The sequence below is a fragment of the Gluconobacter wancherniae NBRC 103581 genome (assembly GCF_007988885.1).
Classification (GTDB): Bacteria; Pseudomonadota; Alphaproteobacteria; order Acetobacterales; family Acetobacteraceae; genus Gluconobacter; species Gluconobacter wancherniae.
Map to the genome: position 1 here is coordinate 606,862 of NZ_BJUZ01000001.1, position 13,291 is coordinate 620,152.

Here is a 13,291-nt window from a genome sequence, read left to right on the forward strand (position 1 = left end):
GACAGATGCTCGGAAAACTCTCCCTTTCAGCCATACCATTTGATGTGCCGATTCTTGTCGGCACGTTTATTGGTGTGGCTGTCATCGGCATCGCCGTGCTGGGGCTCGTTACCTATTTTGGTAAATGGGGCTACCTCTGGCGTGAGTGGCTGACCTCGGTTGACCACAAGAAGCTGGGCGTGATGTACATCATCCTCGCCATTGTTATGCTCTTCCGCGGTTTCGCGGATGCCATCATGATGCGTACCCAGCTTGCGCTAGCTTATGCAGGCAATCCCGGTTACCTGCCTCCTCATCATTACGACCAGATCTTCTCTGCTCATGGCACCATCATGATCTTCTTCATGGCCATGGCGTTCATGACTGGTCTGATGAACGTGGTGGTTCCGCTTCAGATCGGCGCACGCGACGTCGCGTTCCCGTTCCTGAACTCGCTGAGCTTCTACATGACGCTCGTTTCAGCGGTCCTGATCAATATTTCGCTGTTCATCGGTGAATTCGCTCAGGCTGGCTGGCTCGTGTATCCTCCGCTTTCAGAAATGCAGTTCAGCCCCGGCGTCGGCGTTGACTACTATATCTGGGCGGTTCAGCTTTCCGGTGTCGGTACGCTTCTGACGGGCGTGAACTTCTTCACGACCATCGTGAAGATGCGTGCACCTGGCATGGGCTGGATGCATATGCCGATCTTTACCTGGACGGCATTCTGCACCACGGTTCTGATCCTGGTGTCCTTCCCGGTTCTGACTGTTACGCTGGGTATGCTCAGCCTTGACCGTTATCTTGGAATGCACTTCTTCACGAATGACGGCGGCGGAAACGTCATGCTTTATCTGAGCATGATCTGGACGTGGGGTCATCCGGAAGTCTACATTCTCATCCTTCCTGCTTTCGGTGTTTTCTCCGAAGTCACGTCGACCTTCTCGCGTAAGCCCCTTTTCGGCTACAACACGATGGTCTACGCAACATGCTCCATCATGGTCCTGTCCTTCGTGGTCTGGGTCCATCACTTCTTCACGATGGGTGCAGGCGCAAACGTCAACACCTTCTTTGGCATCATGACGATGGTCATCGCAGTGCCAACGGGTGTGAAGATCTTTAACTGGCTGTTCACCATGTATAAGGGCCGCGTGGAATTCACGGCACCAATGTACTGGACGATCGGCTTCATGATCACCTTCTCCATCGGTGGCATGACGGGCGTCATGATGGCTATGCCTGCCGCTGACTGGATCCTGCATAACTCCCTGTTCCTGATTGCCCATTTCCACAACGTCATCATCGGCGGCGTGTATTTCGGTTACATCGCGGGCATGGGTTTCTGGTTCCCGAAGTCATTCGGCTTCAAGCTTAATGAAGCATGGGGCAAGCGCGCTTTCTGGTGCTGGTTCATTGGTTTCTATCTTGCGTTCGTTCCGCTTTATATTCTCGGCCTCGAGGGTATGACGCGTCGTATGAACCACTATGACAATCCTGACTGGTATCCTTGGCTGCTTGTGGCCGAAGCAGGTGCGATCGTTATCGCTCTTGGTATCGTCTGCCAGCTTACCCAGCTCTACGTTTCTATCCGTGACCGTAACCTGCCTGAGAACCTTGATCTCACAGGTGACCCATGGAATGGCCGTACGCTGGAATGGGCCGTCTCTTCCCCGCCGCCGCACTACAACTTTGCGGTGATCCCGGATGTGCACGGCATCGACAGCTTCCACACAGAAAAGCAGCTTGGCCGTCGTGGTTACAACAAGCCGCTTGAGCCGATCCATATGCCGAAGAACACCTCTGCTGGTTTCTTCGTCGGTGTGTTCAGCTTCCTGCTTGGATTTGGTTCCATCTGGTACATCTGGTGGCTGGCTGCTCTGGGTCTGGTCGGCATTGCCGCAACCGTGATCCTGCGCAGTGCAAACCGTGACATCGATTACTATGTCCCGGTTAGCGAAATCAGCCATGACGAGGAGGCTTATTCCCGTCGTATCGCTGCCGCCCAGGCGGCTGAATAAGAGGGGCAATAGACCTATGGCTCACGAAGCAACCATGTCGCCTCACGGACATGCCGCTGATCATGGTGAACATCACCATGAATCACCGGTAGTGTTCGGGTTCTGGCTCTACCTGATGACGGATTGTATCCTTTTTGGATCCATATTCGCTGCATTCGCTGTTCTCCGGAACCAGTTTGCTGGTGGCCCGTCAGGCAAGGAGCTCTTTGACCTAACGAATGTCGGGATTGAGACGGCCATCCTGCTGTTCTCGTCGATCACGTACGGTTTTGCGTCGCTCAGTGCTGCGGCGAAGAACAAGACGATGCTGCTGGTCTGGCTGGCAGTAACTTTCGTTCTCGGCCTTTCCTTCGTCGGTCTTGAGGTGAGCGAATTCTCTCACATGATCGCAGAAGGTAACGGTCCTGATCGGTCTGCCTTCCTTTCCGCATTCTTCACGCTGGTCGGCACGCACGGTCTGCATGTCACCTGCGGTCTGATCTGGATGGTTGTGCTGATGGTTCAGGTGCTGGGTCCGCAGGGCTTGTCCCAGAGAATGATCAGCAAGCTGACCTGCCTCAGCCTGTTCTGGCATTTTCTCGACATCGTCTGGATCTGCGTGTTCTCCTTCGTTTATCTCGCAGGGGTGATGTAATGTCCCAGGGTCACACAAGCGCTGCCGGAGAGAGCCACGGCTCATACTCCGCTTACTTCATCGGCTTCGTGCTGGCAGTAATCCTGACTGTTGCGTCTTTCGCTGCAGTCATGATGCACCTGCTGCCACCCGGAGCGACACTGGGAGCGCTCGCGGTTCTCGCAATCGTACAGATTGTCGTGCATCTCGTGTTCTTCCTGCATCTGAACAGCCGCTCCGAGCAGGGCTGGAACCTCATGGCATTCCTTTTTGCCGCTGGTTCCGTCGTTATCCTGATCGGTGGCACGATGTTCATCATGCATGACACGGCCATCAATATGATGTCCCGCTAAGGTTTCTTCGGAAATCTTGTGAGAAGGGTCGGCAGAAGAAATTCTGTCGGCCCTTTTTTATTTGTGCTTCCTTCGCGCATAGTGCTGGCAAATGGCCTGATTAATCAGGCATAAAAAAAGCGCACCAATTGGGTGCGCCTTTTTTGGAATTTATAGAGACCGGCGACGGGGCTGTTGTAACAGCCCTTCGCGTATCAGTCTTTGTGAGGGGCCTCGGAGAGCATCGCTGCCTTGCCTGGCTTGTCTTTCCATTCTTCTGCATCTGCCGGAGCATCGCCCTTGCGGGTGATATTCGGCCACTGTGCTGCATACTTGGAATTGATTTCCAGCCATGCAGTTGCGCGGTTGTCACTGTCCGGGAAAATGGCTTCAGCTGGGCATTCCGGTTCGCACACACCGCAGTCGATACATTCGTCCGGGTTGATGACGAGGAAATTTTCACCAGCGTAGAAGCAGTCGACAGGGCAAACTTCTACACAATCCATGAACTTGCAGCGAATGCAGTTTTCCGTGACTACATAGGTCATTGCTGTCTCCGATCCTCTCTCAGGCCCGCCACTACGGCCTATTTCATACGATGCCGGGATGATATGCGGACCTTTCGGCGCTCTGGCAAGCGGCTTATCACTCTTCTTGAATTATCTCGTATAGCTGAGACGCTTCTGCCGCTGGGCCGCGCCTGCAACCCAGCTCCGCAATACGCCATACCCGGATGGGTTCCTGGGGGCGCAGAGGGAGTGTCAGAACGTCTCCCACACGTAGTTTGGCATGGGGTTTGTCCGTTACCTGGCGGTTGATACGGATGCGCCCCTTGGACACGATTGCCGCGCATAGAGAGCGGGTTTTCGCGACTCTTGCATAATAAAGCCATTGATCCAGTCGCTGGTAATCGCTCATCAGAAGACTTTCTCCTTCCACTCTGCCAGGGCAGCAAACGGGCTGTTGTCGTATCGGGTGAGAATGGGTGTTGTTTTCTGTCGTGCTTTGCGTTGATGGGCTGCCTGCGGCTTCAGGAGCATAAGGGGAGCGGGTGGGCCGAAATATTTGCGATCTATTTTCCCTGCGACCTTATGGGGGACGCGTAGCCCACGAAGGATTTCTGGAAGAATATCCGATCGTACGCCACATCTGGACGTTATCCATTGAGGGGCGGGTCGGTCAGAGCTTTTCACGAGCGTTTCGATCTCCGAAACAAGCTTCTCAGCGACATCAATCCTGATGCACACGCTGCCTGCCGAAATCCATCCGGGTAAGTTTGCGCCCTGATCCCGTGGGATCGAGACGCGTCCTGGTTCCGCCGCGGTCATGGCTTTTCCTGACCGTAGCGACGTCAGCAGTGTAAGCAGCTTTATTGGCGCCGGTTTGAGAATGGATGGGCAGAAAACAGCAAAGCGGCCAATCTGAATACCGCTACGCTGCAAAATGCTCTTGAGCTTGCGCGGAAGAGTATGGTCAGCGTGAAGAGGCTGAGTCAGTCCTCCGTCTTCGTGAAGGCGGTGCAAAATGCCTCTTAGTGGTGCATGGTCCGAGATTGCGGCTTGGGCATCGAACAGTGGTTTGAAGTGCTGACGGATTTTAGCCTGAACAAACTGGTCCAGGCGTTCAATGACCCGATCACGCTGTGCCGTGTCCGTAAACTCACCTTGAAGCAGCCTGAGTTGTGGGTTGAAGAATGTAATCCCCGGGATCAGGCGTGCAATTTTTACACCATCCCATGTGATGATGCCGTCGTCTGAAAGATCCAGTGCAGTGTCGGGGGCGCTCTGGAGATTCTGAATTCGGCGTGGGATTTCCTGAAGAAGCGCGCGTCTTCCTGCTTTCAGAATGAGGCGTTTGTCCGCGCCTGAGTCGATGTCCGGGCAGAGCGTGAAGCCTTCAACGCGGCCAATGGCATGTCCCTCAACCACGACTTCTCCATCCTGCGTGACCGCGGACAGCAGGCCACGCTCTCCATCCGAATCCAGGCGGCGAAGAAGCGTGGTGGCACGGCGATCAACGAAGCGGGCGGTGAGACGCTCGTGGAGTGCGTCTGAGAGCATATCCTCAACTTCGCGGGCTTTCGCCTGCCACTCCGTCGAATTGCGGCTCCATTCCGTTCTGGCGGCCACGTAGGAGCAGACACGTACGCCTGTGAGGCGGTGCATCAGTGTGTCTATGTCTCCATCGATGCGGGCAAACCCACGGATGTGTCCGTCCATCCAGTTGGCAGGGACTGCACCCTCGCGGAGAATATGCAGAAACAAGCGGGCGCACAGGCGGGTATGGCTATCGTCACCGAGCTTACGGAAGTCCGGGATCTGGCAGACTTCCCACAGAAGGGCCGTCGCGCGCTTGCCTCGGGCAGCTTCCCGGATGTCTGGATCGAGAATGAGGGATTCCAGCGTTGTTACATCGGATGCAACGCGCCCTGCTGTGAGGCCCCGTAGTGGAGGTGGTTTCATCAGGCTCCCGAGAAGGGCCTGCGGGTTGGCAAAATCCAGTTCATGGTTGCGCCAGTAAATCCGTTCGATCGGATCAAAACGATGCTGCTCGACTGCTTCTACAAGGGAAGCAGACATGGGCGGGCAGTCCGCCGTCGTTCCGAAGGTCCCATCCTTCATACCGCGTCCGGCACGTCCGGCGATTTGTGCAACTTCCTGAGGATGAAGCGGGCGGGGTATCGTGCCGTCAAACTTCCCCAGTGCTGCCAGTGCAACATGGTCGACGTCCATGTTCAGGCCCATCCCGATGGCGTCCGTAGCGACGAGATAGTCAACTTCCCGGTTCTGATAGAGCTCGACCTGTGCATTGCGCGTTCTGGGGCTGAGTTGCCCCATGATGACCGCACAGCCTCCACGGCGCCTGCGAATGACTTCGGCGAGCGCATAAACTTCGGCTGCGGAGAAAGCGACGATTGCCGAGCGGGGCGGGAGTCGAGAGAGTTTGGTTGCGCCGACCCCGACCAGACTGGAGAGACGTTCGCGGATATCGATCTCTATTCCCGGTACAAGACGCTGGAGCAGGGGCCTGATTGTCTCCGCCCCAAGGAAGAGTGTTTCGACGGTTCCACGTGCATGCAGGAGGCGGTCTGTGAAGACATGTCCACGGTCCGGGTCCGACGCGAGCTGGATTTCGTCGATCGCTACAAACTCGGCCTTTCGGTCCAGTGGCATGGCCTCGACCGTACATGCGAACCAGCGCGCGTTGGGCGGGATGATCTTTTCCTCGCCCGTGATGAGGGCGACGGATTTTGCACCTTTGGCTGCGACGAGTCGTTCGTAGTTTTCCCGTGCAAGGAGGCGCAACGGAAAACCTATGATGCCGGACGAGTGAGCCATCATGCGCGTCAGGGCATAATGGGTCTTGCCAGTGTTAGTGGGGCCGAGCGCCGCACGGACGCGGGCAGGCATGGTATGATGGCCGGAGCCGGTTCCGCGGAATGCACCCTTCATCTCTGAATGGTCGGGTTACTGCGGACCAAAAGCAAGCACCTGGATAACATTCCGGGTGCTCTTTTCAGGAAAGAGCATTCATGACTGCTTCGATCGAGCTTCCCTTCATTTCCCAATCAGACGCGGGAACGCCTTCCGTCCTGCATCTTGTCCGGGCTGGAGACAGCACGACGCTGGAACGACTTCTTGGGCAGAACGCAGGGTTTCTGCAGGCACAGGGCTTTCAGGGCAAAGCCGGGAACTTCACCCTTTTGCCCGAAAACGGCGGAGCAGGTGCTGCTGTATTCTGTGTCGGGAATGAAGGAGAGCGTGATCCGGCCGTTTTTGGAGGACTGGGGAAAAAGCTGCCCGAGGGCAACTGGCTGCCAGAACTTCATGATCTGGATGTGCGGTATCTGGAAAATGCCCTGCTGGGGTTTTCGATGGGTGAATACAGATATCGCGTTGGAAAGCCGACGCCGCCCAAGGCTCGGCTTGTTGTTCCTGAAAACGTATCGCCGCGGGTTGTGGCCCTTGCGACGGCAAACAGGCTTGGTCGTGATCTGATCAATGCGCCTGCGAACCTGATGGGGCCGAGCGAATTGTCAGAAGTAGCGCGAGAACAGCTTGAGAGCCGCGGTGCAGACGTTCGCCTGATTCGTGGCGCAGAGCTCGATGCGGCCTATCCGTGTCTGGCTGCTGTCGGGAACGGGTCCGAGCGGCCTCCGGTTGTGGTTGTCGCGCGCTGGAAGGCGAGAGAAGGCGCGCCCCGAATCTCGCTGGTAGGGAAGGGGGTCTGTTTCGATACGGGGGGCTATGATCTCAAGCCTGCTGCCGGAATGCTGCGGATGAAAAAGGATATGGGTGGCGCGGCGCTTATGTTGGCTGTGATGTGCGCTGCCATTGACGCCCATTTGGATGTGGATCTTGAGCTGAGGCTTGGTTGTGTTGAGAACAGCGTGTCCGGACATGCGATGCGCCCCGGTGATGTTTTGCAGACACGAAGTGGTATGAATGTGGAAATCGGCAACACGGACGCCGAGGGGCGCCTGGTGTTATGCGATTTGCTAACGGAGGCAGCGGAGAGCCAGCCCGATTATATCCTTGATGCAGCGACCCTGACTGGGGCAGCCCGTGTTGCACTCGGGCCTGATCTTCCTGCACTGTTCAGTAATGACGGTCATCTGGCCACGCAGATGCTCGAATCGGGTATCAGTGCAGGCGATGCATTGTGGAGAATGCCACTCTGGCATGGTTATGATGCATGGCTCGATAGTCAAATTGCAGACCTTAATAATATTTCATCAAAACCATTTGCTGGTGCAATTACAGCAGCTCTCTATTTGCAACGGTTTGTCCCAAACGGACAAAAGTGGGCACATATAGACACTTACGCCTGGAATGACGCCGATAGTGACGGCCGTCCAGCGGGTGGAGAGACCCTCGCTCTTCGTGCGGTTTTCGAAATGCTTTCACGGAACTATAGTAATCCGTGATCTTTATTACATTTTTGTTGCGTTATTAACCTGCAAGGCAGCGAATGTTGTAAAAACTAAGGGTGTAAATGGCGGTTAGATCAGGCATATGCCCCTCATCGTTTCGATAGGGAGCCGAGAGCAGTCCATTTCGTTTTGAAACTCACATACTTGCGTATGCGTTTCAAAAAGACCACATGGACGTCACGTTCGAAGCTGCCTTCGGAAGCCCGTTTGGGGGCACGGAAATCCGCTGGCCTGAGTGCCAGCACCACCGCAGATCATGTTGTCTGATAGAATAACATGATCATGCCAGTCTGTTTGAGGAGAGACGTCATGGCACAGAACAAGAATGACCAGATGCTCAATCTGCTTTGCGACACCATCGTAGCACTCGTTCGTAAGGATGGTCCCGATCTGTCCGCACGCCAGCTCGGCGTGTTTCTGACGTGCTACCTGCACGACGGAGCGCACACCGTTCGTGGCCTTGCATCTGAGCTGAAGGTTTCGAAGCCTGCTATCACCCGCGCACTCGACCGTCTGGGCGAGCTGGATCTCGCTCGCCGCAAGGTCGATCCCCTGGATCGCCGCTCGGTTCTGGTTCAGCGCACCCTGAAGGGTTCGACTTTCCTGCGTGAAATGCGTGCGGTCATGACCGAGGCATCTGGCGCCAAGACCAACGTGGACGAGACGGCTTCAGCTTCTGTAGAGCGTTTCCGTACACGCCGCGCTGGCTGAACTACCAACGACCCTGCACCCGGGCTCTGGCTCGGGTGCAGATAAAAACTGTCCAGGATGCCTGGATTGCTAAGATCATTATGGTAGCGGGTACCGCTTTTCCCCCGAGAAACGCGGCTGCTCCGCAAAGTACAAATACCCATTGCATCAATGTTGCGATTGGCATCGATATGCCTGATCTGACCGCGAGCTGATACAAGTGGCCGCGATGGGCTTCCGCAAGTCTGTCTCCTGCGATTGCGCGGCGTATCAAGGTAAAACTGACATCCCAGATAATGCCGTTCATCAGTGCAGGCAGAAGCCAGAAGCTGGCGCCGTGAGCCTGCATACCTCCCCATGCGATGACCAGAGCGCCCGCCTGGCTCCCAACATCACCCATGAAGATTCGCGCCTTGGGAAAGTTACTCGGGATAAACGCCAGAATGCTGCTTGCGAGGAGCATGAACGTTGCGCTTTCAATTCCCATGCCTGCGAGCACGAAAGCTGCAAGCAACATGACGCCTGAGGCCAATCCGTTGAGGCCATCCATGAAATTGAGCGCATTGGTAAGAAACACCGCGCCCAGGACAAACAGGATATCCCAAACAGCTGTGTTGTCTGTTCCAGCGACGACGATCGCCGCCGCCGCGAACTGTGCGCCGAGTTTGTAGCGCGCCGGGAAAGAGCGGACATCGTCCAGCCATGATATCAGAGCAAGTGTTCCCGTACCGATGAGCAGGAGGGCCGAACTTCTGTCCAGCAACGGGAGATGGTACGCAGCGCGCTGAAGTGGCAGGCACAGCAGGAAGGCGCTGATGATCCCGATCCCTCCGCCCTTGGGAGTGGGGCGAAGGTGCGAACTCCGTGCAACCGGATGATCCATGATACCTGCACGGATCATGATTTCAATCAGAAGTGCGGAGAGTAGGATCGCGCCCAAACAGACAAAGCTGATGCCTGAATACAGGTTCTGGAAAAATAGCGGCATGGAAGGACTTTATGGGGTCAGGGCTTTTGGCGCTATAAGGAGAATGTGAAACTGTCTTTCCCGCTTGGCCTGTTTTCGCAGGCGCACTCGTCTTCAACTTCCGGCTCTACCGCCAGTACCCGGCGGATTGCGCTTAATGTTGTGCTTGATGGCGTTGTCTCCGCAGCTGCCGCGCCAATTGCGCGTTGGCTCGCTGCACCCGATGGAGGCCTGCTCCATCCGCTCTGGTTTGTCGCGGGAGGTGGCATCACGCTTTTGGTAAGCGGCGTACCATTCAGGATGTCCCAGCAGTACTGGCGTTTTTCAGGGTTGGCTGATCTTTTCAAGATTGCCTGTGCTTCTGTCGTCAGTGCCTGCCTGTTTTCGCTTCTGTTGCATTTTTCCGGCTTCGCAATACCGACACCAACCTTCCCTATCATTCATGCCATGGTGCTGCTCGTAATGCTGGGTGCGGTGCGTATGGCATGGCGCCTGGCAATGCGCCGCCGGATTGCGGCGGCAAGCAGTGAGCGTATTCTGTTGCTGGGGGCAGACCATGATGCTGATCTGTTCATGCGCGCCCTTGAGCGCGGGCCGGGCGGCCAGCGGGTTGTGGGACTGTTGACGGATGGCGCCCAGCAGGCGGGGCGTCGTATTCATGACAGCCCAATTCTGGGACAGATCAATGAAGCGGATCGTATTCTGGAGCGCCTTTCAAAAGCAAAGCGTTTGCCCGATGCGCTGGTTGTAACGGCCCCGGATTTACGCGGAGCCGGGCTTTCATTCCTGATTGCCTCTGCTCAACGATATGGGATCAAGGTACAGCGCGCGCCGAAACTGACGGATCTGCAGCCGGCAGCGAAGATGGAACTGCGTCCAATCGCAATTGAGGAATTGCTAAATCGACCGCCGGTAACGCTCGATGCCGATGGTATGGGCCGAATGATCAGAGGGCAGGTCGTTTTTGTCACGGGGGCAGGCGGGAGTATCGGCTCGGAGCTTGCAAGGCAGATTGCAGCATTCCAGCCAGCCGCGCTGATTTTGCTTGAGAGCAGCGAGTATGCCCTGTGGCAGATCAGTGTCGATATATCCGAGCGCTTCCCAAATCTGGAATACCATGAAGTTCTGGCGGATGTTCGCGATCGCCGTCGCATGACGGAAGTATTCGCTACATACAGACCTGCGCTTGTTTTTCATGCGGCGGCGCTCAAGCACGTGCCTCTCGTTGAAGACAATCCGTTGGAAGGTTTGCTGACCAATATCGTCGGAACGCGCATCGTCGCCGATGCGGCAAGTGATGCCGGTGTTCGGGCGATGGTGATGATTTCGACGGACAAGGCGGTTAATCCTTCGAGCCTGATGGGAGCAAGCAAGCGCTGTGCCGAGATCTATGGGCAGGCGTTGGATGTCCGTGCACGGGCGGCCGGCGAGGGTATGCGCTGTGTCACTGTGCGATTCGGAAATGTCCTTGGCTCCACAGGTTCTGTTGTCCCGTTATTCCGTAGGCAGCTTGAACAAGGGGGGCCTCTGACGGTCACGCACCCCGACATGACCCGTTATTTCATGACGATTCCCGAGGCCGTGGGGCTTGTTCTGCAGGCGGCAGTTCGGGGTACGCAGGCAATGTCGAGCCTAGAAGAAGATCAGACAGATCAGTATCTGCGTCAGGGTGGCATATTCGTTCTGGATATGGGTGACCCTGTTCGGATCATCGACCTTGCCTATCAGATGATCCGTCTGGCGGGCTTGAAACCCGAGATTGACATCGAGATCCGTTTCACAGGCCTCCGTCCCGGAGAAAAGCTGTTTGAGGAGCTTTTTCACGGGCGTGAGGCTCCGGTACCCTCAGATGCTCCGGGGCTGAAGATCGCGACGCCCAGAACAGTCGATATCGTTGATGCGACCGCTGCACTGAATCACATGGAACGGGCGTGTCGTGAGGGCGATCTGAGGGCTGCGACGCTTATTTTGCAGCAGCTTGTACCTGAATTCATTCATAACCGGGATGGCAGCCTCGCGGTGATGCAATCCTCTTCCAGACAGCCCCAACAGGAGGTTCCTGCATCATGAACGATCCGATCGCCTTTCTTGACCTGCCCAGACAACAGGCACGTTTGAAAGACTCGATCCGTCGCCGGGTAGACGCGGTGTTCGATCATTGCCGCTTCGTACTTGGGCCAGAGGTTGAAGAACTTGAGCATCGCCTTGCGCTCTATGGCGGTGCAAAGCATGCGATTGGTGTCTCTTCCGGGACCGATGCATTGCTGATGGTGCTGATGGCTGAGGAGATCGGGCCGGGGGATGCTGTGTTTCTGCCGGCATTTACCTATACCGCCACGGCTGAAGTTGTTCTTCTTTTAGGGGCCACGCCGGTTTTCGTGGATGTGGACCCCGCAACATTCCAGATCAGCATTTCCTCGCTCAGCGCACGTATTGCCGCCGTGATTGAGGCAGAGGAACTGGAACCACGCGCCATTATTGGTGTGGACCTCTTTGGGCAGCCAGCACCGTGGGATGAACTGCGTGCCATGGCGAAGCTTCATGATCTGGTATTAATTGCCGATTGTGCGCAGTCATTTGGTGGTTCGTATCATGGTCATAAGCTTGGTCATGAAGCCATAGCCACGACACTTTCCTTCTTCCCTTCCAAACCACTGGGCGGATATGGCGACGGCGGCGCAATCCTGACGGATGACGACGAACGCGCTGCTCTCTATCGTTCCCTGCGCACGCATGGAGAGGGCAAAACGCGTTACGAAGTGGAGCGTATCGGCATCAATGGCCGTCTGGATACCATTCAGGCTGCAGTTCTTCTCGCAAAACTGGATGCATTTGACGACGAGCTGACACGCCGTGCTGATATTGCGGATGCTTATGATGCGGCCATGCCAGATGGGGTGCAGTCCCCGGTGCGTGTTCCAAACAGCGAGAGCGCCTGGGCCATTTATGCTATCCTGCTCCGCGACAGACATGAACGCGACAGCCTTCAGGTTTTCCTGAAAAACGCAGGAATACCTACGGCTGTCTATTACCCTAAACCCCTTCATCATCAGCCCGCATATGCCGAGCATCATGACGGTGCATCCCTTCCCGTTTCAGAAGGTCTGGGAGAGCGTGTTCTGGCTCTTCCTATCCATCCGGAGCTGACGGATCAGGAAGTGAAGCGCGTCACGGATGCTGTTGTGCAGTGGGCGGAGCAGCAGGCATCATGAGACGCGAACAAAAACTCCTTTTGGCCTTTGCGGCGATTGTTCTCATTCCGGTCAGCATTGTCTGGTTTGTGGCTTGGCCGCTTATTCATGCCTGGCATCTGCCCGTCGTTGTCGCGGGTGAAATGACTGAGCCTGGCGAGCGTGTGCTGACAGATTCTGAAGCAAAAAATGCCAATCTCTGGCTTCAGTCCCATACGACAGGCTGGGGCCCCGTTGGGGAGCGACCGCCCGCAATGGGAAAGCCTCCGCATAAGATCACCCCAAATGTGGTGCTGGTTATGAAAAGCGCAGAGAAAGAGCCCCTGATCGTCTCTCTCTGGCGGTTTGATCATGGATCAGACGTGATGGGAATACAGACTATGGTGAACGGCCCGTTCCGTATGCAATCCTATAAGGAAGCAGATGTTACGGACCTATTGCCTGAGGACGTGCGCGTCCGCTGAGACGCCGGTAATTTTGATATTGAAAGGCGCCTTTCGTTTGGGCGCCTTTTTTTTGGGGGGGGGGGGGAGGCGGCTCTTCATGCGTGAAGAGCCTGGTCGACTAAATC

At 56.0% G+C, this 13,291-nt stretch carries 12 protein-coding genes; 8 read left to right on the forward strand and 4 right to left on the reverse strand.

Annotation, left to right across the window (positions count from 1 at the left end):
• The first annotated feature begins 5 nt into the window (after positions 1 to 5).
• From cyoB to cyoD, 3 genes are read left to right on the forward strand one after another with little or no spacing between them, the layout of a single operon-like run.
• Positions 6 to 1,994: a cytochrome o ubiquinol oxidase subunit I gene (cyoB, locus tag GWA01_RS02760; RefSeq protein ID WP_146793787.1), complete on the forward strand. Its 1,989-nt coding sequence runs from the start codon at positions 6 to 8 to the stop codon at positions 1,992 to 1,994.
• 16 nt (positions 1,995 to 2,010) lie between these two features.
• Positions 2,011 to 2,628, forward strand: coding sequence for a cytochrome o ubiquinol oxidase subunit III (gene cyoC / locus GWA01_RS02765; RefSeq protein ID WP_146793789.1), 618 nt, complete (start codon positions 2,011 to 2,013; stop codon positions 2,626 to 2,628).
• Complete coding sequence (gene cyoD, locus GWA01_RS02770) at positions 2,628 to 2,960, forward strand: cytochrome o ubiquinol oxidase subunit IV (protein WP_146793791.1); 333 nt, start codon at positions 2,628 to 2,630, stop codon at positions 2,958 to 2,960. Before cyoC ends, cyoD begins: the two co-directional genes overlap by 1 nt.
• Before the next feature lie 194 nt (positions 2,961 to 3,154).
• Here cyoD and fdxA read toward each other — a convergent pair whose 3' ends face one another.
• From fdxA to GWA01_RS02785, 3 genes are all read right to left on the reverse strand, one after another.
• Positions 3,155 to 3,487, reverse strand: a complete 333-nt coding sequence (gene fdxA / locus GWA01_RS02775) for a ferredoxin FdxA (RefSeq protein ID WP_146793793.1) — start codon at positions 3,485 to 3,487, stop codon at positions 3,155 to 3,157.
• Positions 3,488 to 3,584: 97 nt separating this feature from the next.
• Positions 3,585 to 3,860: an RNA-binding S4 domain-containing protein gene (locus GWA01_RS02780; RefSeq protein ID WP_146795447.1), complete on the reverse strand. Its 276-nt coding sequence runs from the start codon at positions 3,858 to 3,860 to the stop codon at positions 3,585 to 3,587.
• Positions 3,857 to 6,391 carry a helicase-related protein gene (locus tag GWA01_RS02785; RefSeq protein WP_228118296.1) on the reverse strand — a complete coding sequence of 845 codons (2,535 nt, stop codon included), beginning with the start codon at positions 6,389 to 6,391 and terminating at the stop codon, positions 3,857 to 3,859. The genes GWA01_RS02780 and GWA01_RS02785 overlap by 4 nt, the downstream gene beginning before the upstream one ends.
• Positions 6,392 to 6,471: 80 nt before the next feature.
• Here GWA01_RS02785 and GWA01_RS02790 point away from each other — a divergent pair, with 80 nt between their 5' ends.
• Entirely contained in the window at positions 6,472 to 7,866 is a 1,395-nt protein-coding gene (locus GWA01_RS02790; protein WP_146793795.1) for a leucyl aminopeptidase family protein, read from the forward strand.
• Between the two features lie 315 nt (positions 7,867 to 8,181).
• Positions 8,182 to 8,583, forward strand: coding sequence for a MarR family transcriptional regulator (locus tag GWA01_RS02795; protein ID WP_146793797.1), 402 nt, complete (start codon positions 8,182 to 8,184; stop codon positions 8,581 to 8,583).
• A gap of 1 nt (position 8,584) precedes the next feature.
• Here GWA01_RS02795 and GWA01_RS02800 read toward each other — a convergent pair whose 3' ends face one another.
• The gene (locus tag GWA01_RS02800) at positions 8,585 to 9,550 is read right to left on the reverse strand and encodes an MraY family glycosyltransferase (RefSeq protein ID WP_146793799.1); all 966 of its coding nucleotides are present in this window, start codon (positions 9,548 to 9,550) and stop codon (positions 8,585 to 8,587) included.
• Positions 9,551 to 9,619: 69 nt separating this feature from the next.
• Here GWA01_RS02800 and GWA01_RS02805 point away from each other — a divergent pair, with 69 nt between their 5' ends.
• Genes GWA01_RS02805 through GWA01_RS02815 form a run of 3 tightly spaced genes read left to right on the forward strand, consistent with a single transcriptional unit; the run spans position 9,620 to position 13,184 of the window.
• Complete coding sequence (locus GWA01_RS02805; RefSeq protein ID WP_146795451.1) at positions 9,620 to 11,599, forward strand: polysaccharide biosynthesis protein; 1,980 nt, start codon at positions 9,620 to 9,622, stop codon at positions 11,597 to 11,599.
• On the forward strand, positions 11,596 to 12,741 hold the full coding sequence (locus GWA01_RS02810) for a DegT/DnrJ/EryC1/StrS family aminotransferase (protein WP_146793801.1): 1,146 nt from the start codon (positions 11,596 to 11,598) through the stop codon (positions 12,739 to 12,741). Before GWA01_RS02805 ends, GWA01_RS02810 begins: the two co-directional genes overlap by 4 nt.
• On the forward strand, positions 12,738 to 13,184 hold the full coding sequence (locus GWA01_RS02815; RefSeq protein WP_146793803.1) for a hypothetical protein: 447 nt from the start codon (positions 12,738 to 12,740) through the stop codon (positions 13,182 to 13,184). The genes GWA01_RS02810 and GWA01_RS02815 overlap by 4 nt, the downstream gene beginning before the upstream one ends.
• Positions 13,185 to 13,291: the final 107 nt, after the last annotated feature.